The 18,047-nt window shown below is 74.7% G+C and carries 16 protein-coding genes; 10 read left to right on the top strand and 6 right to left on the bottom strand.

What is annotated here, in order from left to right; translation table 11 throughout:
- Positions 1-106: 106 nt before the first annotated feature.
- The 3 genes from ACIBH3_RS20405 to ACIBH3_RS20395 form a co-directional block, all read right to left on the bottom strand.
- Complete coding sequence (locus tag ACIBH3_RS20405) at positions 107-1,243, bottom strand: TolB family protein (protein ID WP_396313408.1); 1,137 nt, start codon at positions 1,241-1,243, stop codon at positions 107-109.
- A gap of 211 nt (positions 1,244-1,454) precedes the next feature.
- On the bottom strand, positions 1,455-2,216 hold the full coding sequence (locus tag ACIBH3_RS20400; protein WP_396313407.1) for a lysophospholipid acyltransferase family protein: 762 nt from the start codon (positions 2,214-2,216) through the stop codon (positions 1,455-1,457).
- 248 nt (positions 2,217-2,464) lie between these two features.
- Positions 2,465-2,893 (bottom strand): DUF4395 domain-containing protein, encoded by a 429-nt coding sequence (locus tag ACIBH3_RS20395; RefSeq protein ID WP_396313406.1) that lies wholly within the window; start codon positions 2,891-2,893, stop codon positions 2,465-2,467.
- A 200-nt stretch (positions 2,894-3,093) separates the two neighbouring features.
- On the opposite strand from ACIBH3_RS20395, the gene ACIBH3_RS20390 reads away from it, so the two are divergent.
- From ACIBH3_RS20390 to ACIBH3_RS20360, 7 genes are all read left to right on the top strand, one after another.
- On the top strand, positions 3,094-3,507 hold the full coding sequence (locus tag ACIBH3_RS20390) for a thioredoxin family protein (protein ID WP_396313405.1): 414 nt from the start codon (positions 3,094-3,096) through the stop codon (positions 3,505-3,507).
- A gap of 483 nt (positions 3,508-3,990) precedes the next feature.
- Entirely contained in the window at positions 3,991-4,776 is a 786-nt protein-coding gene (locus tag ACIBH3_RS20385; RefSeq protein ID WP_396313404.1) for an electron transfer flavoprotein subunit beta/FixA family protein, read from the top strand.
- Between the two features lie 60 nt (positions 4,777-4,836).
- Complete coding sequence (locus tag ACIBH3_RS20380; protein WP_396313403.1) at positions 4,837-5,799, top strand: electron transfer flavoprotein subunit alpha/FixB family protein; 963 nt, start codon at positions 4,837-4,839, stop codon at positions 5,797-5,799.
- 179 nt (positions 5,800-5,978) lie between these two features.
- Positions 5,979-7,529 (top strand): acyl-CoA synthetase, encoded by a 1,551-nt coding sequence (locus ACIBH3_RS20375; RefSeq protein ID WP_396313402.1) that lies wholly within the window; start codon positions 5,979-5,981, stop codon positions 7,527-7,529.
- A gap of 496 nt (positions 7,530-8,025) precedes the next feature.
- Positions 8,026-9,084 carry a C40 family peptidase gene (locus ACIBH3_RS20370; RefSeq protein WP_396313401.1) on the top strand — a complete coding sequence of 353 codons (1,059 nt, stop codon included), beginning with the start codon at positions 8,026-8,028 and terminating at the stop codon, positions 9,082-9,084.
- 158 nt (positions 9,085-9,242) lie between these two features.
- On the top strand, positions 9,243-10,172 hold the full coding sequence (locus ACIBH3_RS20365; RefSeq protein WP_396313422.1) for an ROK family protein: 930 nt from the start codon (positions 9,243-9,245) through the stop codon (positions 10,170-10,172).
- Positions 10,173-10,489: 317 nt separating this feature from the next.
- Positions 10,490-11,557, top strand: coding sequence for an NUDIX domain-containing protein (locus ACIBH3_RS20360; protein WP_396313400.1), 1,068 nt, complete (start codon positions 10,490-10,492; stop codon positions 11,555-11,557).
- 83 nt (positions 11,558-11,640) lie between these two features.
- On the opposite strand, the gene ACIBH3_RS20355 is transcribed toward ACIBH3_RS20360, so the two are convergent.
- Complete coding sequence (locus ACIBH3_RS20355) at positions 11,641-12,144, bottom strand: hypothetical protein (RefSeq protein WP_396313399.1); 504 nt, start codon at positions 12,142-12,144, stop codon at positions 11,641-11,643.
- Between the two features lie 66 nt (positions 12,145-12,210).
- Between ACIBH3_RS20355 and ACIBH3_RS20350 the strand changes: the two genes are divergently transcribed.
- A complete protein-coding gene (locus ACIBH3_RS20350) occupies positions 12,211-13,035 on the top strand; it encodes a DUF4184 family protein (protein ID WP_396313398.1) in 825 nt (274 codons plus the stop codon).
- Positions 13,036-13,234: 199 nt separating this feature from the next.
- Positions 13,235-14,473, top strand: coding sequence for a geranylgeranyl reductase family protein (locus ACIBH3_RS20345; RefSeq protein WP_396313397.1), 1,239 nt, complete (start codon positions 13,235-13,237; stop codon positions 14,471-14,473).
- A gap of 98 nt (positions 14,474-14,571) precedes the next feature.
- Here the strand turns inward: ACIBH3_RS20345 and ACIBH3_RS20340 are convergent, their stop codons facing one another.
- Complete coding sequence (locus ACIBH3_RS20340) at positions 14,572-15,555, bottom strand: ArsR family transcriptional regulator (protein WP_396313396.1); 984 nt, start codon at positions 15,553-15,555, stop codon at positions 14,572-14,574.
- A gap of 72 nt (positions 15,556-15,627) precedes the next feature.
- Here ACIBH3_RS20340 and ACIBH3_RS20335 point away from each other — a divergent pair, with 72 nt between their 5' ends.
- Positions 15,628-17,001, top strand: coding sequence for an MFS transporter (locus ACIBH3_RS20335; RefSeq protein ID WP_396313395.1), 1,374 nt, complete (start codon positions 15,628-15,630; stop codon positions 16,999-17,001).
- Between the two features lie 95 nt (positions 17,002-17,096).
- Here the strand turns inward: ACIBH3_RS20335 and ACIBH3_RS20330 are convergent, their stop codons facing one another.
- Complete coding sequence (locus ACIBH3_RS20330) at positions 17,097-17,918, bottom strand: ATP-grasp domain-containing protein (RefSeq protein ID WP_396313394.1); 822 nt, start codon at positions 17,916-17,918, stop codon at positions 17,097-17,099.
- Between the last annotated feature and the right edge of the window lie 129 nt (positions 17,919-18,047).

The raw sequence follows: 18,047 nt of genomic DNA, 5'->3' as shown, positions 1-18,047 counted from the left end.
CGAACAATCATTCACAGAGAACCCCCACCCGATTCCGGGTGGGGGTTCTCTGCGTTTCCGGGAGGATCTCCGGCAAAGGGGAACTCCGGAATGCCTCTCCGGGGGCTCAGGATCCGACCGCCGGCGCCCAGTCGGCGCGGCTCACCCAGTGGTCGGAGCTCGTGACGACCTGGGTGGCTGCGGTGCCGTCGGCCTTCATCGTGTAGAGATCGGCGCTGCCGCCCGGGCGGGACTGCGCGTAGACGATGGACTGGCCGTCGGGGGAGAACGACGCGACCCCGTAGAAGATGTCCGAGGGGGCCGGGGTGAGCGCGGTGATCGTGCTGCCGTCGGGGTGGACGGTGTAGATCCCGCCGCCGGGGGTGAATTCGGGGCCAGCCGGATACGTGGTGAAGAGGATGCGGGTGCCGTCCGGGGACCAGCCGGGGCGGTCGCCCGCGCGCAGGTCCCAGGGGGTCAGCTGCTGGAGGCCGGTGCCGTCCGCGTTGATGACGAAGATCGCGGTGCCGTTCGCCGGGTTGGCGGTGGCGCTGGTGCGGTACTCGAACGCGAGCCGCTTGCCGTCCGGCGACCAGCTCGGGTTGCCGACGTGACCCGAGTACGGCTTGTCGTTGGTCAGGAAGGTCAGCCGCTGGGCGTTGGTGCCGTCGGAGTTCATCAGGAACACGTCGGAGTACTGGATCTGGTTGGACTGCGGGTCGATCGTGCCCCACTGGCGGCTGAGCGCGATCATCTTGCCGTCGGGGGAGTACGAGGGCTCCCGCTCGTCCTCGTTGAGGCAGTCCGCGGCGCCCGCCTGGCACAGCTGGGGCAGCTGGTGGGCGCTGCTGCCCGCCGCGTCGACGCTCCAGATCCGGGAGGGGCTGTCTGGGGTGGCGCGGTCGAAGACGATCGAGGTGGCGTCCGGTGACCAGTCGGGGTGGTCGTCGCGGGCGAGTCCCGGCGGCTGCGTGAGCTGGTGGATCGTGCTCCCGTCCGCGGGGAGGGTGAAGATGGCGCTGCTCTGGCGCGTCTGGTCCACATAGGCCCGGGCGGCGATCAGGCCGTTTTGCACCGGCGGCCCGGGCGCGATGGACGGCGCCGCGGCGGCGTCAGGTGCGGCGGTGGTCAGCGCGGCCTGCGCGGCCGGCGTGTCCGGTGATAAGTCGAGCTCGGTGATGCGCTCGTTGGCGCAGCCGGTGAGGAGAGTTCCGACGACCAGCGCGCCTGCCGCCGCCGTGTACGACAGCCTGCTGCCGCTCATGTCCGCCTCCGATTTCAGGACGAGGTCCCCCCGCGAAAGGGAGCTGTCACTGTGCCAGATCGGGGCTCGGGCGGCCGGCAGGACACGGCACGCCGTGGTGTGAATCGGTGACACACCGTGTGTACGGACTGGGGTGCGGACGGCGGCGGGGAAGCCCGAGGGGTCGCCATCCGCCCCGGGGCGGAGAGCGACCCCGCCGGTCCGCCGTCGGCTACTTCTTCTTCTCCGCCCGGCGCTGGGCCTCCGCCTCGTCCTCGGCCTCGGCGACCTCCAGGGTGGGCGCGGTGCCGCCGAGGTGGGCGGGCTGCCACCAGGTGTCGTGCGGCCCGGCGGGGGTGACGGGGTACTCGCGCTGGGCGCGGTCGAGCATCTCGCTCATGGCGGCGCGCAGCCGGCGCGTGACCATCACGGGCTTGTCACCGGGGGCCAGCTCGATCGGCTCGCCGATCACGATGGTGACGGGGACGTGGCGCTTGGTCAGGGTCTTGGGCCGGCCCTTGGTCCACAGCTGCTGGGTGCCCCAGAGGATGACCGGCAGCAGCGGGGCGCCGGAGTCGGCGGCCATCCGGGCGGCGCCGGTCTTGAACTTCTTCAGCATGAAGGAGCGGCTGATGGTCGCCTCGGGGAACACCCCGACGACCTCGCCGGCGCGCAGCGCGGCCACCGCGGCGTCGTACGCGGGCTGGCCGTCCGTGCGGTCGACCGGGATGTGCTTCATGCCGCGCATCAGCGGGCCGGAGACGCCGTGCTTGAACACGTCGTCCTTGGCCATGAAGCGGGTCTTGCGCTTGCCGCCCTTGAAAGCGCCCAGGCCGGCGAAGAGGAAGTCCAGGTAGCTGATGTGATTGCTCACCAGCACCGCACCGCCCTGGGCGGGGATGTTCTCGGCGCCCACGATCTTGATGCGCACGTCGAGCGCGCGGAAGACGGTCAGCGCGGTGCGGATCACCGGCGGGTACACGAACTCTGCCACGGTCAGCCCTTACTTCAACGGGCCTGGCGCCCGGTCCGGCGGTACCCGGGGCCGCGCGCGTGGGGCCGACCGGAGGCGCGGCACGCCGCGGCGGTCACGGGTGATACACCGAGATGATCCCCCGAACGAGTGCCTGCTGTCACGTGGCCGGGGCCGCGGGGGCGAATCCGGCGCGGGAGGTCCGCCGGGTACGGCCGGCCTCCCCCCGCCGCGGCCGCAGCGCACCTCCCGCCCGTGTCCTGGGCGGGTCAGCCGGCCGAGGCGCGGAGGCGCCGCTGGGTCCGGCGGAGCAGCAGGTAGAGCTCGCAGCCCAGGCAGTAGCCGAACGCGGCGTTCAGGAAGGCCGCGGCGAGCGCCAGGGCCGTGGCGCCCCGGCCGAGCCACTCGGGGCCGGCCAGGTAGCCGGCCGTGCCGACGGCGGCAAAGGCGAGGCCGACGGCCTGGGCGAACCGCGGCGGGCGGGCGTCCTCCGTCTCGCGGGGCGGCCCGAGCCGCGGGCGGACCAGGGTGGCGTACAGGAGGCCGTACGGGGAGTGGCGCGGTCCGGCAAAGGCGCCGAGGGCGAAGACGGCGGCCTGGGCGGCGAGCAGCGGCCAGCTGCCGGTGATCAGTACGGTGGCCAGGACGAGGGTGGACAGGGCGGCGGCGAAGCGCGGGCCGCGTGGGTCGATCTGCATGGTGAGGTCCGATGGGCGGGCGCGGGCTGGCTGACGGCGGAGGCGGGTCAGCGACAGCGCGATGCGGTGGCCCGGCACAGGTCGACCACCCGGCGGGTGGTGAGCGGCTGCTGCGCGGCTCGGACGGCGTTCACGCGGCGATCGTACGCCCGCGGCGCCCGGCCGGTCGAGCGGGTGAGTCGGTGGCGCACACTGGAGCGATGACCGGTCTGGTGGTGTGTGTCGTGGTGCTCGCGCTGGCGAGCGCGTTCGGCCTGCTGCGGGCCCGGCGGGACGGGAGGCTGCGGGTGCGGGCGAAGGACGGGTCGGAGCGGCTGTCGGCGGCGGAGCTGGGCGCGGGGCTGGGGGAGCGGGCGACGCTGGTGCAGTTCTCCACCGCCTTCTGCCAGCCCTGCCGGGCGACCCGCCGGGTGCTGGCGGAGGTCGCGGGAATGGTGGACGGCGTCGCGCACGTGGAGATCGACGCGGAGGAGCGGTTGGAGCTGGTCCGCCGGCTGGAGATCCTGCGGACGCCGACGGTGCTGGTGTTGGACGCGGGCGGCCGGGTGGTGCGCCGGGCGGCGGGCCAGCCCCGTCGTGCGGACGTGATCGCGGCGCTGGGTGCGGCTGTCTGAGCCGGCCCCGCCACTCGCGGCCGGGCCGTAGCCGGACGTCGCCCGGCGGCCCGGTCGGTGCGGTTCCGGTGTGAGGCGGGTGCCGGTCGGTGCCCGTCCGCAGGGGTGCGCTGACCGTGCGTCGAGGGGACCGCCCGGCAAGGTCACCTTGTCAAGACCGGTGAATCTCACAGCGGATGTGCCGCCCAGTCAGGTGGTGTTGGGCCCGGCCTGGGGCAGGATGGGCGCAGACGGCAGTGCAGCCGTCCCGCAGCTCGTCCCGCCCGGTGTTTTCCGGTGCTCAGGACGTACTCGGGGCGCTCGGCCGGGGTCCGGCAGCGCTAAGCTACTGGCCAGTAGTGACGGCTAAGCTACTGGCGAGTATGCTGCCAGGAAGTTCCGGACGGGCACGGGAAATACGCTGCCCGGAGTGAGGCGCGTGGCGTGTTCGCGCCCACTTGCACAGCCGCAGCCGCCGGACGAGACCAGTACAGGAGACAGGCCGTGAGCTTGAGGATCGTTGTCTGTGTGAAGTACGTGCCCGACGCGACCGGTGACCGTCGCTTCGCGGACGACCACACCACCGACCGGGAGGCCGTCGACGGCCTGCTGTCGGAGCTGGACGAGTACGGCGTGGAGCAGGCGCTCCGGATCGCCGAGGCGCACGGCGACGCCGAGGTGACCGTCCTGACCGTCGGCCCGGACGACGCCAAGGACGCCCTGCGCAAGGCGCTGTCGATGGGCGCCGACAAGGCTGTCCACGTCAACGACGACGACATCCACGGCACCGACGTCATCGGCACCTCGGCGATCATCGCCAAGGCGCTGGAGAAGACCGGGTTCGACCTGGTCGTCGGCGGTATGGCCTCGACCGACGGCACCATGGGTGTGCTGCCGGCCCTGCTGGCCGAGCGCCTGGGTGTCCCGCAGGTCACCCTGCTCTCCGAGGTCACCGTCGAGGGCACCACCGTCAAGGGCCGCCGGGACGGTGACGCCGCCACCGAGCAGCTGGAGGCCGAGCTCCCCGCGGTGATCTCGGTCACCGACCAGTCGGGTGAGGCTCGCTACCCGTCCTTCAAGGGCATCATGGCCGCCAAGAAGAAGCCCGTTCAGGAGTACGACCTGGACGACCTGGGCATCGAGGCGGACGAGGTCGGCCTGGCCGGCGCCTGGACGGCCGTCGAGGTCGTCGCAGCCCGCCCGGCCCGCACCGCCGGCACGATCGTCAAGGACGAGGGCGAGGGTGGCAAGGCGCTCGCCGGCTACCTCGCCGAGCAGAAGTTCATCTGACCCGTTCGACGTGGTGACTGCCTTCGAAGGGCAGTCAGGAGCAACAGGAGACATTGAGCAATGGGTGAGATTCTCGTCCTCGTCGACCACGCCGACGGTGTGGTCCGCAAGCCGGCCCTCGAACTGCTGACCCTGGCCCGCCGTATCGGCGAGCCCTCGGCGGTCGTCCTCGGTGCCGGTTCCGCCGCCGCCGACATCGCCGCCAAGGCCGCCGAGTTCGGCGCCGCCAAGGTGTACGTCGCCGACGGCGCCGAGTTCGCCGACCAGCTGGTCGTCCCCAAGGTCGACGCGCTGGCCCAGATCGCCAAGGCCGCCGACGCCGCCGCGGTGCTCGTCACCTCTTCGGGTGAGGGCAAGGAGGTCGCGGCCCGCGTGGCGCTGCGCCTCGGCTCCGGCATCATCACCGACGCCGTCGACCTGGAGGCCGGCGACGGCGGTCCGGTCGCCACCCAGTCGGTGTTCGCCGCGTCCTTCCAGGTGAAGTCCAAGGTGTCGCACGGCACCCCGGTCATCACCGTCAAGCCGAACTCCGCTGCTCCGGAGGCCGCCCCGGCCGCCGGCGCCGTGGAGAACGTCACCGTCGCCTTCACCGGCAACGCCGCGAAGGTCGTCGCCCGCACCGCGCGCGTCTCCTCCGGCCGCCCGGAGCTGACCGAGGCCGCGATCGTCGTCTCCGGCGGCCGTGGCGTCGGTGCCGCCGAGGGCTTCGGCGTCGTCGAGGAGCTCGCGGACGCGCTCGGTGCGGCCGTCGGCGCCTCGCGTGCCGCGGTGGACGCCGGCTGGTACCCGCACAGCAACCAGGTCGGCCAGACCGGCAAGCAGGTCTCGCCGCAGCTGTACGTCGCGGCGGGCATCTCCGGCGCGATCCAGCACCGGGCCGGCATGCAGACCTCGAAGACCATCGTGGCCGTCAACAAGGACCCCGAGGCCCCGATCTTCGAGCTGGTGGACTACGGCGTGGTCGGTGACCTCTTCACCGTCCTGCCGCAGCTGACCGCCGAGGTCAAGTCCCGCAAGGGCTGACCCGGGTCGGTTTCGAAGGGTGCGGTGCCCGCCGGGGCGCCGCACCCTTCGGCGTTCCGCGGCGCGGGGAGCGTGGGCAGGACGGCGCGCGTGGGGCGCGCGGGGCGCGCGGGGGCTGCCGCACGCGGCACCGTAGAGTCGGCCGCACGAGAGGGCCGCAGGACCGAGGTGGAGGGCACATGAGCCTGTTGACGGCGCTTCAGGGCGGATTCGGCGACGACGGCGACGCACTGCGGATCGACGGCACCGCGCTCTCGCGCGAAGAGCTGCTGGGCGCGGCGACGGCGGTCGCCGACCGGGTCGCTGGCGCCCCCGCGCTCGCGGTGCTCGCCCGGCCCACCGTGCAGACCGTCGTGGCCGTCGTCGGCGCTCTGCTGGCCGGTGTACCTGTGGTGCCGCTGCCGCCGGACTCGGGGCCCAAGGAGCGCGAACACATCCTGCGCGACTCCGGCGCCGCGCTGCTGGCCCTCGGCGTGGGCGAGACCCCGCCGGAGGGGGTTCGGGCGGGTGGTGTCCTGGCCGGTGGCGGTGCGGGGCCGGCCGGCGGCATCGGCTCGGCCGGTGGAATCGGCTCGGCACCCGGTATCGAGGCGCTGCCGGTCGACGTCGCGCAGCGGTCCGCCACGAGCTACGCCGAACCGGACCCCGCGGCCACCGCGTTCATCCTCTACACCTCCGGCACCACCGGTGCGCCCAAGGGCGCCGTCCTCCAGCGCGCCGCCGTCGCCGCCGACCTCGACGCACTCGCGCAGGCCTGGCAGTGGACCGCCGAGGACACCCTGGTACACGGACTGCCGCTCTTCCACGTCCACGGTTTGGTGCTCGGCGTGCTCGGCGCGCTGCGGACCGGCAGCCGCCTGGTGCACACCGGGCGCCCCACGCCCGCCGGCTACGCGCGGGCGGGCGGGAGCCTGTACTTCGGCGTCCCGACCGTCTGGTCCCGCGTGGCCGCCGACGAGTCGTCCGCCAGGCGGCTGAGCACGGCCCGCCTGCTGGTCTCCGGCAGCGCCCCGCTGCCCGTACCCGTCTTCCGCCGGCTCGCGCAGCTCACCGGCCACGCGCCGATCGAGCGGTACGGGATGACCGAGTCGCTGATCACCGTCAGCACCCGGGCGGACGGCGAGCGCCGCCCCGGCAGCGTCGGCCTGCCGCTGGAGGGCGTACGGACCCGGCTGGTCGCCGAGGACGGCTCGTCGGTGCCCGCGGACGGCGAGACGGTCGGCGAGCTCCAGGTCACCGGGCCGACGCTGTTCGCCGGGTACCTCAACCGGCCGGACGCCGACGCCGAGTCCTGGACGGCCGACGGCTGGTTCCGTACCGGCGACGTCGCGGTGATCGGCGCGGACGGCTTCCACCGGATCGTCGGACGCGCCTCCGTCGACCTGATCAAGAGCGGCGGCTACCGGATCGGCGCGGGCGAGGTCGAGGCCGCGCTGCGGGACCACCCGGCGGTGGCAGACGCCGCCGTGGTCGGCGCCCCGGACGACGACCTCGGCCAGGCCGTGGTCGCGTACGTGATCCCGGACGGCGCCGTGACGGGGGACCAGCTCACCGCATTCGTCGCCGAGCGGCTCTCCGCCCACAAGCGGCCCCGCCGGGTGGTGCTGGTCCCGGAGCTGCCGAGGAACGCGATGGGCAAGGTGCTGAAGAAGCAGCTGGTCCAGGAGCAGGCCGCGGGCGCCTCCGGTCACCCGGGCGGCGGCCGGCCCGCTGCTCCCGGCTCGGCCTGACGGACCGGTAGGAGAGGTCGGCGGGCACCTGGTCGGGCCTTCGCCCCGATGGCTGGGGATCCGTCACATTCCGCCCGCCGACATCCCGGGCGTGTCCACCTTCGTCCCCGCCCCTGACCTGCCTCTCCGTGCGCCCACCGTTCTGCGGGCCGTTGGCCGGCCGTTGCCCGGCCGTTCTCCGGCTGTTCTGACGGAGTCTCGAACCTCGGTGCCGTCAGCTGACTGCCGCTCACCGAGGGTGCTCCTCCCATTGGCGGACTCCACCACGCGCCGTGCCCGAGTGCGTGCCTAACGTGACATCCGGAACTGAATATCCCGGGTCGTCAGAGGTGCCACCGGCCGCTCCCCGGCCACCGCACCGATGCGACGGGAACCCAGAGCACTGCGGTTTCCGGCCCTGTGGCCGGAGGCCGAGGCGCGCCGCCCCCCGGGACAGCCAAACCATCGCAGAGCCGTCGTGGCCACCAGGCCCGGCGCGCGAAAGGACAGCACAGAGATGAACTCCGTCAACGCCGGCGCTCCCGGCGCCTCCACCACCGCCCCGAACGAGTCCACCGCCACCGCTGCGCGAGCGCTGCCCGCCCGCCCGTCCCGTACCGGCCGGGTCTGCCGCAGCATAGGTCTGGCGGCCGTGATCGCGGTCGGCGCGGGCGTGATCGGGCTGGGCACGAGCGTCACGAGTGCCGGCGCGGAGACCGCGCCCAGCCACGCCGGCTGGGACGGTTCGCGGTACTGGTTCCAGAACAACAGCGGCGAGTGGCGCTGGACCACCCACCTGAGCGTCTACCAGGAGCGGACGGGCGGCGCGACCACCGCCTCCGCCACCCCCGCGGCATCCGCCTCGTCCGGTGGCATCACGCAGGGGTGGGACGGTTCGCGGTACTGGTTCAGGAACAGCAAGGGCGAGTGGCGCTGGACCACGCACGAGGACGTCTACCTCCAGCGCACCGGCGGTAGCTCCAGCGGCGCGTCCACGCCGGCGGTGACCAACACCGCGTCCGGTGGCATCACGCAGGGGTGGGACGGTTCGCGGTACTGGTTCAAGAACAGCAAGGGCGAGTGGCGCTGGACCACCCACGAGGACATCTACCTCCAGCGCACGGGTGGTGCCTCCGGCGGCTCGTCCACGGGCACGTCCTCCGGGTCGTCCGGGGCGTCCTCCGACGCGGCCGACGCGCCCTCCGGGGACAGCGGTGACCGGGAGGTGGCAGTCGCCTTCGCGCTCGCCCAGCTGGGCAAGCCCTTCGTGACGGCGGGCAACGGCCCCAACGGGTACGACTGCTCGGGCCTGGTCCAGCAGGCGTTCCGCCGGGCCGGCATCGAGCTCCCGCGCGTCGCCAACGACCAGTACGACGCCACCACCCCGGTCAAGTCGAGCCAGCTCCAGCGCGGTGACCTGCTGTTCTGGTCCGACGACGGGAGCGCCCGGGGCATCCACCACGTGGCGATCTACCTCGGTGGGAACCAGTACGTGGAGGCGGCCCGGCCCGGCACCAACATCCGGATCTCCACTCTCAGCAGCGGCTACTACCCGACCCACATGGGGCGCCCGTGAGCCGTTGACCTCCTGAGCCCTCCGGTGGCCCCGGCCACGACAGCCTGTCGTGGCCGGGGCCACCGGGTTCGGTGCCGTGCGGTTTCGGCCGCACGGCTGACGGGGAGTCGGCCGATGGGGCGGGAGTAGGGTTTCGGGGTGTGAGCAGCGGACAGGCCATGGTGGCCGCCATCGACATCGGCGGGACGAAGATCGCGGGGGCGCTGGTCGGCGCCGAGGACGGCGTGCCGCTGCGGCGGATCCAGCGCCCGACCCCGGCCCGGGAGCCCGGCGAGCAGGTCTTCGCCGCCGTGGCCGAGGTGCTGGCGCAGTTGCGAGGCGCACCGGAGTGGGCGCGCGTCGAGCGGGTCGGGCTGGGCAGCGCCGGCCCGGTGGCCGCCGTCCGGGGGCTGGTCAGCCCGGTGAACATCGCGGGCTGGCGGGACTTCCCGCTGGTCGCGCGGGTGTCCGAGCTGGCTCCAGGGCTTCCGGTGGTGCTGACCGGCGACGGCGTGGCGATGACTGCCGCCGAGTACTGGCAGGGCGCCGCGCGCGGGCACGGCAATGCGCTCTGCCTGGTGGTCTCCACCGGCGTGGGCGGCGGCCTGGTCCTCGGCGGCGAGCTCTACCCGGGGCCGAGCGGCAACGCCGGCCACCTCGGGCACATCAGCGTCGACTTCGACGGCGAGCCGTGCCCGTGCGGCGGGCGGGGCTGCCTGGAGGGCATCGCGAGCGGCACCGCCATCGCCCGTTGGGCGCGGGAGTCCGGCTGGCGCCCCGGCGCCGGCGCCGGCGCCGGGACGGCGGCCGACGTCGCCGCATCGGCCCGGGCCGGGGACCCCGTCGCGCTGGCGGCCTTCGACCGCGCGGCCCGGGCGCTGGCAGCCGGCATCGCGGCCACGGCGACCCTGGTGGAGCTGGAGGTCGCCGTCATCGGCGGCGGTGTGGCGCAGTCCGGCGAGCTGCTCTTCGGCCCCCTGCGCACGTGGCTCCGCCAGTACGCCACCCTCTCCTTCGTCCGGGACCTGGAGATCCGCCCCGCCCAGCTGGGCACCGACGCCGGCCTGGTCGGCGCGGCCGCCGCCGCCCTCTGGTCACAGCACCCCTGAGACGGGGTGGAGCGGGAAGTCGGGCGGGTCGACTCTGGTGTGGGCTCCGAGGTGCTGGGGGCGGGCCGGGAAGTCGGGTGAGTCGACTTCTGGGGCGGTGGGGGTGGAGTGGGGAGTCGGGTGGGGCGGCTTCCGGTGGGCTGGGGCGGGGTGCACATGCCGGTGTCACGGGGCGGGTGCGGTGCGGGCGCCGGGGTCGGCGGGCCAGGTATGGGGACGGGCACGGTGCGGGTACCACCTCGGGTGGTGCGGTCGCGCTGATGCGGCGGCGCCGCCCGGTGCGATCGCCACCGGGGGAGCCGAAGGCAGGGGACGTTGTGATCGTCTGGGTCAATGGCACATTCGGGGCGGGCAAGACGAGTGCCTGCCGCGAGCTGGTCGAACTGCTGCCCGGGAGCATGGTGTACGACCCGGAGCTGGTCGGCTACGGGTTGAGCCGGGTGCTGCCCGCCGACCGGCTGGCGGCGGTGTCGGACTTCCAGGACCTGCCGTCCTGGCGCCGGCTGGTACCGGAGGTGGCCGCCGCGTTGCTCAGCGAGGTGGAGGGGCCGCTGCTGGTACCGCTGACGCTGCTGCGGGAGGACTACCGCGACGAGATCTTCGGGGCACTGGCCGCCCGCGGGCTGGCCGTGCACCACTTCGTACTGGACCCTGCGGAAACGATCCTGCGGGAGCGGATCCGCGGCCGGGACGAGTATCCGGGCGAGCCCGAGCGCAGCGCCAGGGTCCGCGAGTGGTGTCTGGACCACCTGCCGCGCTACCGCGCCGCCCACCGCTGGCTCAGCCGTGACGCCCAGCTGCTCGACACCGGCGCCCTGACCCCGCGCCAGACCGCCCAGCGGCTCGCCGAGCTGGTCAGGAACGGCGCTGCCCGCTGCCCGATCGTGCAGAGCGTCGACGCGACCGGTGACACCGTCGCCGCGGCCGTGCTGCTCTTCGACGAGCAGGGCCGGGTCCTGCTGGTCGACCCGGTCTACAAGCCCGCCTGGGAGTTCCCCGGCGGCGTGGTGGAGCGCGGGGAGGCGCCGACCGACGCGGCCGTCCGGGAGGCGGCCGAGGAGCTCGGCCTGGGCCTGGACGCGTCGGCGCTGCGTCTGCTCGCCGTCGACTGGGAGCCGAGAACCGGACCTCGCCGGGGCGGCCTGCGGCTGGTCTACGACGGTGGGCTGCTGGACGCCGCGGCGCGCAAGGGCCTGCGGTTGCAGCTGGAGGAGCTGCGCGGCTGGCGCTTCGTCACGTTGGAGGACGCGGCGGGCCTGCTCTCACCCGGGCGGTTCCGCCGCCTGGCCGCGGCGCTGGAGGCCAGGCGGCGCGGCGAGCTGCGGTACCTGGAGGCCGGGCTCCCGGCGGCGCAGGGCCTGACGGGCGCGGTCGACGCGGCCTGACGGGCGAGCGTGCGCGGCGGCAGGCGAGCGGGGCGACCGGCGGAGTGCCGCGGGGTGGGCGGGCTACGGGTGGGGCCGAGGGGCTACGGGCGCGGGGCCGCGACGGTGGTCGTCGCGGTGGCGGTGGCGACGGCGTGGTCCCAGAGGTCGAGGCCGGCCCGCAGGATGCTGCGGGCGGCCGCTTCGTCCGCGGCGCTCCACTGCTCGCCGTCGAAGAGCCGGCGGTAGGCGCCGTCATGGGCGGCGTACTGCGGCGGAAGCCCGGGGCCGCCGGGCAGGCTGCGCTCCAGGTCCTCGAAGAGGTTCCAGGCGTCCAGCAGCCGGCCGCGGTGCGCGTCCAGGTCCAGGCCGGGCTGCCGGACCCACCGCCGTACCGCGGCGAGATCGAGGGTGCTCGCCGCCTCGTGGAGCGGCTCCCAGCCGGCCGTGCGGCAGTACGCGCTCAGCGCCTGCTCGTCCGCGAAGGCCAGCAGGCGGCCGTGCTCGTCCACCGCGACGGTGTCGGCGACGCCCGACTCGGCGAGCTGCCAGATCAGGGTGAGGTCGCCCGGCCCGTCCTGGATCCGGTAGCGGTAGCGATCAGCCATTCGATCTTCCTATCACGGGCCGCCGGGCCCGGGACCGGCGGGTACCGATGGGGCAGGATGGGCGTCATGCCGTTCACGCTCAGCCACCCCGCCGCCGTCCTGCCCCTGCTGCGCCGGGCCGGGGCGCACGGCCCGCTGGTCGCCTCCGGCCTGGTCGCCGGGTCGATGGCGCCCGACGTGCCCTTCTTCGCCGACTCGCTGCTGCCGGGCCTGTACGGGCACGGCGGGCTGACGCACCGCTGGTGGGCGGCGGCCACGGTGGACGTGGCGATCGCCGGTGCGCTGGTGGGCGGCTGGCACGGCTGGCTGCGCGGCCCGCTGGTCGCATTGCTGCCGCCGCGATGGGCGGCCGCCGCCGAGGGTATGACCGCCGCCTCGGGGAAGGACCGCGGCGCGCGCCGGGCGCTCTGGTTCGCCGCCTCGGCGGCGGTGGGTGCGGCCACCCACCTCGGCTGGGACTCCTTCACCCACGAGGGCCGGGCCGGCGTCACCCTGTTGCCGGTGCTCGGTGAGCGGGTGGCCGGGCTGCCGCTGTACACCGTGCTGCAGTACGGGAGTTCGGCGCTCGCGCTCGGCTGCCTGGCCCGGTACACCGTCCGCGAGGCGCGCCGCGCGGAGCCGGTCCGGCCGTCGTTCGAGCTGCCCGGGGGGCTGCGGGCCGCAGGCCTGGCGGTGCTCGGCGCGGCGGGCGCCGCGGGAGTCGCCCACCGGTTGGCGCGTGGTGAGCGCGGGTTGATCGCCGAGGTCTGCTTCGGAGCCGGCGCCGGACTCACGGTCGGCGCGGTGGCGTACGCGACGGCCGCGCGGCTGTGGCAGCGGCGCGCCGCCCGCGGTGACACCGGGCGGGCCGGGTTCGCCGGTGCGGAGCAGGCCGAGCACGTCGCCGTGTAGCCGCGGCAGCCTGAGCTGTCGTCCCGTCAGGTGCGCTGCGGGGGCGCGCCGGACGGCGTCCGCGCGCTGCGGCCGCCCCTGACGCATCCTTCGCGCCCGGCCTCCCGGCGGTGCTCCGGGGGCGTTCCGGCGAATTCGCCGCTGTCGGCGGCGGCGGCGGGACAGCGCGACGGCCGGTCGGAGCATAGGATTGCTCGACGTGACAGACTCCGGTAGCTCCGTTTCCCGCAGCCCGCTCGGTGCAGAACTGCCCGGGCCCGAACAGCTCGACGGCATCTGGGACGTGGTCGTGGTCGGCGCCGGGCCGGCCGGGTCCTCGGCCGCGTACGCCGCCGCCGCGCAGGGCCGGCGCGTGCTCCTGCTCGACAAGGCCGAACACCCCCGCTACAAGACCTGCGGCGGCGGCATCATCGGCCCCTCGCGCGACAGCCTGCCACCGGACTTCCAACTGCCGTTGCAGGACCGCGTACGGGCCGTCACCTTCGCCTACAACGGCCGCTTCACCCGCACCCGGCGATCGAAGCGCATGCTGTTCGGGCTGGTCAACCGGGACGAGTTCGACCACCGCCTGGTGCAGGCCGCCAAGCAGGCCGGGGCCGTCCTGGTGACCGGAGTGACCGTCAGCGGCGTCGAGCAGCGCGGCGGGGAGAACCGTACGGTGGTCGTCACCGCCGCCGACGGGCGCAGCTTCGAGGCCCGCGCGGTCGTCGGCGCGGACGGCAGCGCCAGCCGGATCGGCCGCTATGTCGGCGTCTCCTTCGACCAGATCGACCTCGGCCTGGAGGCCGAGATCCCGGTGCCGCCGGGCGTCGCGGCGGCCTGGGCCGGACGCATCCACCTCGACTGGGGGCCGCTGCCCGGCTCGTACGGGTGGGTGTTCCCCAAGACCGAGGACAGCAGCCTGACGGTCGGGGTGATCTCGGCCCGCGGCGACGGTGAGCGGACCAAGCAGTACCTCGCCGACTACGTCCGCCGGCTCGGACTGTCCGGCTTCACCCCCAGCGTGGAGTCCGGGCACCTGACGCGCTGCCGGGCCGAGGACTCGCCGCTCTCCCGCGGGCGGGTGCTGGTCGCCGGGGACGCCGCCGGGCTGCTGGAGCCTTGGACGCGCGAGGGCATCTCGTACGCGCTGCGCTCGGGGCGGCTGGCGGGCGAGTGGGCGGTGCAGATCGCCGAGGCGAGTGGCACGACGGAGGTGCGGCGCCAGGCGCTGAACTACGCGTTCGCGATCAAGGCCGGGCTGGGCGTGGAGATGCGGGCGGGCAAGCAGATGCTGGCCGCCTTCGAGCGCCGCCCGCACCTCTTCCACGCGGCGGTCTGCCTGGTCGGCCCGGCCTGGCGGGCGTTCGCCCGCACGACGCAGGGGCACACCACGTTCGCCCAGGTGCTGCGGCAGTACCGCGCGGCCCGCAAGCTGGCGGCGGTCGCCTCGCGGTAGCGGGTGCGAGCGGGGTAGCGGGTGGGGCGGCGGGGTCGGGCCCGGGCCTGGTCCGGCCGAGCCTCGCGCGGACGCGGCCTGGCCGTCCGCTTGGCCCGCTACCCGTCGGCCAGGCCGTCGCCGAGCGGGCTGCGGGCGTACAGGACGGACCGGCCGTGGCGGGCGCGGGTGACCAGGCGGGTCGCCAGGAGCACCGAGAGGTGCTGACTGACGGCCCCGGGCGTCACGCCCAGCCGTACGGCCAGCTCCGTGGTGGAGGCCGGTTCGGCGAGCAGCGCCAGCAGGCGGGCCTTCGGCGCGCCCAGCAGCAGTGCCAGCGAGCGCGGCGGCGGGGGGCCGGCCGGCGCACCGGCCATGACGGCCTGGCCGCGGGCCGGGTAGCTGATCATGGGCGGGTGCTCGTCGCTGATCGAGGTGATGGCGCCCCGGGCGAAGAACGTCGGGACGAAGACCAGGCCCCGGCCGTCCACCGTGACGTCGCCGTCCGTCGCGGACCACCGGCGGCGGATCGCCAGCACTCCGTCCTGCCAGTCCAGCCGGCCGTCGAGTTCGGCGAACAGTGCGGCGGCCCCGTGCTGGGCCAGCACCCGGGAGCGGTAGACCAGGTCCGCCTCCAGGACCGTCCTCGCCTGCGGCCACCACTCGGGTGCCAGGCAGCACTCCCAGTACTCCTCGATGGCGTCGGCGATCCGGGTCAGCAGCCGGGCGGGATCGGCCAGGCCGGCGGCGAGCGGCGCGGGCAGTGTCCGGTCGTGCGGCAGGAAGGTCTGCTCCAGCTCGGTGCGCAGTCGCTCCGGTGGCAGGGCGCGGACGAGGGCCAGCTCGGAGCGGAAGTCCGGCGCCGGGCTGAGCGGGCGCGGCGTCAGGAAGTCGGGCACCCAGCGGTTGGAGGCGATCAGCGCGCGCAGCAGGGCGCTGTCGAGTCGTTCGAAGGCCGGGCGCAGCCGCTCGAAGCCGGGGGTCTGCCAGACGTAGACGCCCGGGTGGGTCCACATCCGCAGGCTGAGGACGGTCTCCTGGAGCGGGGAGTAGGCGAAGGAGGCGGAGGCGAGGTCCGCCAGGGCGAGCCGGAACCGGTGCAATTCGTGCTCCCTTGTCTTTAGGCAGAGCCTAAATCACTACTGCTCAGGGGCGGAGCGCGGTGGGATCGCCGTATGACCAAGCCGCCTGCCGAAGGCTCCGCCCGCTCCCTGTCCGCCGTCCCCGAGGTCCCTGCCGCCCCTGTGGCCCCCGCAGCCTCTGCCGTCGATCCGCCGGCGACGCCGGCCCGCGGCCCGGCACGGCTGCTGCACCCGGACCCGGTGGTCCGGCGGCTGGCCTCGCTGACGCTGATCAACTGTGTCGGCAACGGGCTCTCACTGGCCGTCAGCGTGCTGTTCTTCACCCGCGTCCTCGGCCTGACGGCCGCCCAGCTCGGCATCGGCCTGACGGCCGCCGGCGTGTGCGGGGTGGCGGCGAGTGTCCCCGCCGGGCGGCTCGCCGACCGCTTCGGTACCAAGCCCGTGCTGGTCGTCCTGGTCACCCTGGAGGCGGTGGGCACCGTCGGCTACGTCCTGGTCCGCGACTACCTGGCGTTCGTCCTGCTGGCCTGCGCGGTGACCGCCGTCGACCGGGGTTCCTCCGCCGTGCGCAACGCGCTCTACGCCGAGGTGCTCCCGGCGGACCGCCGGGTGGCCGGCCGGGCGTACCTGCGGGTGGTCACCAATGTCGGGCTCTGCCTCGGCACCGCCCTCGCCTCGATCGCCCTCCAGTTGGACTCCCGGCCCGCGTACCTGACGACGATCCTGCTCGACGCGCTCTCCTTCGCGGTGGTCGCGGTGCTGTACGCCCGTGTTCCCACGCCCGGCCGCCCCGTTGCGGAGGCCGGCGCCGGGCAGCGGTCCGGGCGGCGCCGCAACCCCGCGCTGCGCAACGCGCCCTTCCTCGCGGTGACGGTGCTCAACTCGGTGCTGTGCCTGCAGTTCGGCATGCTGGAGGTCGGCGTGCCGCTCTGGATCATCCACGAGACCCGGGCGCCGCGGATCGTGGTCGCGGGGACGCTGATCGTCAACACCGTCCTGGTGGTCTGCCTCCAGGTCCGGGCCACCCGGGGCACCGAGCAGCGGGCGCTGGCGGCCCGGGCCTGCCGGCGCGGTGGGCTGCTGGTGGCCGGCTCGGCCCTGGTGATCGGCCTGGCCCACGGTCTGCCGCCGGTCGCGGCCGCCGCCGTGGTGCTGGGCGGGGTGGCGTTGCAGGGGTTCGGCGAGGTGCTCAGCCAGGCCGGTGGCTGGGCGCTGAGCTACGACCTCGCGGGCGAGGGCGCCCACGGGGCCTACCAGGGTGTCTTCAACGCGGGCAGTTCGGCCGCGCTGATGCTGGGCCCGGCGCTGGTCACCACCGCCGTGATCGGCAACGGCCTGCTGGGCTGGGCGTTGCTGGGGGCCGTGTTCGCGGCTGCGGGCCTGGCGATGGCGCCCGTGGTGCGCTGGGCGGAACGCCGGGACGCGGGCACCGCGCCGACGGCGGTGGCCACGGCGTCGGCGGCCTGAGCCGGCCGCAGCCGGGGTCTGCCCCGGGTCTGCCCGTCCCCGTCCCCGTCCCCGGCCGCGCCCGTCCGCGGCCACCGCGCCGTGCCTCGCCGCCGTCAGCCGACGACGGTCGCCAGTGCCCGGCAGAAGGGCTCGTCCGCCGGGGCGAGGTCGGCCAGCGGGCCTGCCGCGCGCAGCACCACGTCCAGCACCCGGTCCGGGTCGCAGCCGTAGCCGCCGCTCGCCCAGGCCATGTTGGCCTCCACCACACACCACGCCCCGGGGCCGCCGCCGGCACCGTCTCCGTCCAGCAGCCCGACGTCCACCACCACCGCGCTCGGCAGCGTCCCCGCGCAGGCGGCCAGCACCTGTGCGGCGAAGGCGTGCACCTCGGCGCGGTACGGGTCCTCCGCCAGCGGCGCGACGTTCAGCTGCCCGTCGACCAGGTACCGGCTCGCGGTGTGCACGGCGCCGTCCAGGACGAAGAGGCGGTACTCGCGGCGGAACGCCACGATGTCGCTGATCTGCACCAGGGTGTCGTCGTCCAGCGCGTCGGGCCCCGGCAGGCCGGTGCCGTCCGGGTAGATCCGGGCCGGGAAGAGCTTGTCCGCCGGTGGTTTGAGGAAGGCGGGGCGGCGCAGGCGGCGCGCCTCGGCCAGCGTGGTGAGCTCGACGGTGCGACGGGTCAGCTCGCGGGGGAGCCGGACGAGCCAGTCCTCGGCCGGCTCCAGCGCGGCGATCCCCAGCCCTCGGCCGACCGCGTCGGCGAACAGCGGACCGCCGTACAGGTGGGCGGGCCGTACCTCGCGCAGCTCCTCGGGCAGCCGCCAGGCCGTGGCCGTCTGCGCGCGCATCCCCCGGCGGCGGGCGGCGGTGAGCAGCTGAAGCCCGGTGTCGTTGATCCGGGGGGCGAGCAGGAGCAGGCGGTCGGTGGTCATGGACGCCGATACTGCCCTGGTGAGGAGGCCGGCGGCCAGCGGATTTCGCGAGGGGATCTGGTTTCGGGGCGGCCGGTCGTGCCAGAGTCCTCCCAGGCAATCCGACCCACCCTCAGCCGGAAAGCAGGC

Source organism: Kitasatospora sp. NPDC050543 (genome assembly GCF_044457565.1).
Taxonomy (GTDB): domain Bacteria; phylum Actinomycetota; class Actinomycetes; order Streptomycetales; family Streptomycetaceae; genus Kitasatospora.
Note: the sequence above shows the minus strand (reverse complement) of the source record. Positions and strands in the feature narration are given on the sequence as shown.

Excerpts from the sequence above, each read along its gene's own strand:
- ACIBH3_RS20380 (WP_396313403.1), top strand. The coding sequence starts at position 4,837 with ATGGGTGAGATTCTCGTCCTCGTCGACCACGCCGACGGTGTGGTCCGC.
- ACIBH3_RS20350 (WP_396313398.1), top strand. The coding sequence starts at position 12,211 with ATGCCGTTCACGCTCAGCCACCCCGCCGCCGTCCTGCCCCTGCTGCGC.
- ACIBH3_RS20405 (WP_396313408.1), bottom strand. The coding sequence starts at position 1,243 with ATGAGCGGCAGCAGGCTGTCGTACACGGCGGCGGCAGGCGCGCTGGTC.
- ACIBH3_RS20335 (WP_396313395.1), top strand. The coding sequence starts at position 15,628 with ATGACCAAGCCGCCTGCCGAAGGCTCCGCCCGCTCCCTGTCCGCCGTC.
- ACIBH3_RS20390 (WP_396313405.1), top strand. The coding sequence starts at position 3,094 with ATGACCGGTCTGGTGGTGTGTGTCGTGGTGCTCGCGCTGGCGAGCGCG.
- ACIBH3_RS20375 (WP_396313402.1), top strand. The coding sequence starts at position 5,979 with ATGAGCCTGTTGACGGCGCTTCAGGGCGGATTCGGCGACGACGGCGAC.
- ACIBH3_RS20395 (WP_396313406.1), bottom strand. The coding sequence starts at position 2,893 with ATGCAGATCGACCCACGCGGCCCGCGCTTCGCCGCCGCCCTGTCCACC.
- ACIBH3_RS20370 (WP_396313401.1), top strand. The coding sequence starts at position 8,026 with ATGAACTCCGTCAACGCCGGCGCTCCCGGCGCCTCCACCACCGCCCCG.
- ACIBH3_RS20330 (WP_396313394.1), bottom strand. The coding sequence starts at position 17,918 with ATGACCACCGACCGCCTGCTCCTGCTCGCCCCCCGGATCAACGACACC.
- ACIBH3_RS20355 (WP_396313399.1), bottom strand. The coding sequence starts at position 12,144 with ATGGCTGATCGCTACCGCTACCGGATCCAGGACGGGCCGGGCGACCTC.
- ACIBH3_RS20365 (WP_396313422.1), top strand. The coding sequence starts at position 9,243 with ATGGTGGCCGCCATCGACATCGGCGGGACGAAGATCGCGGGGGCGCTG.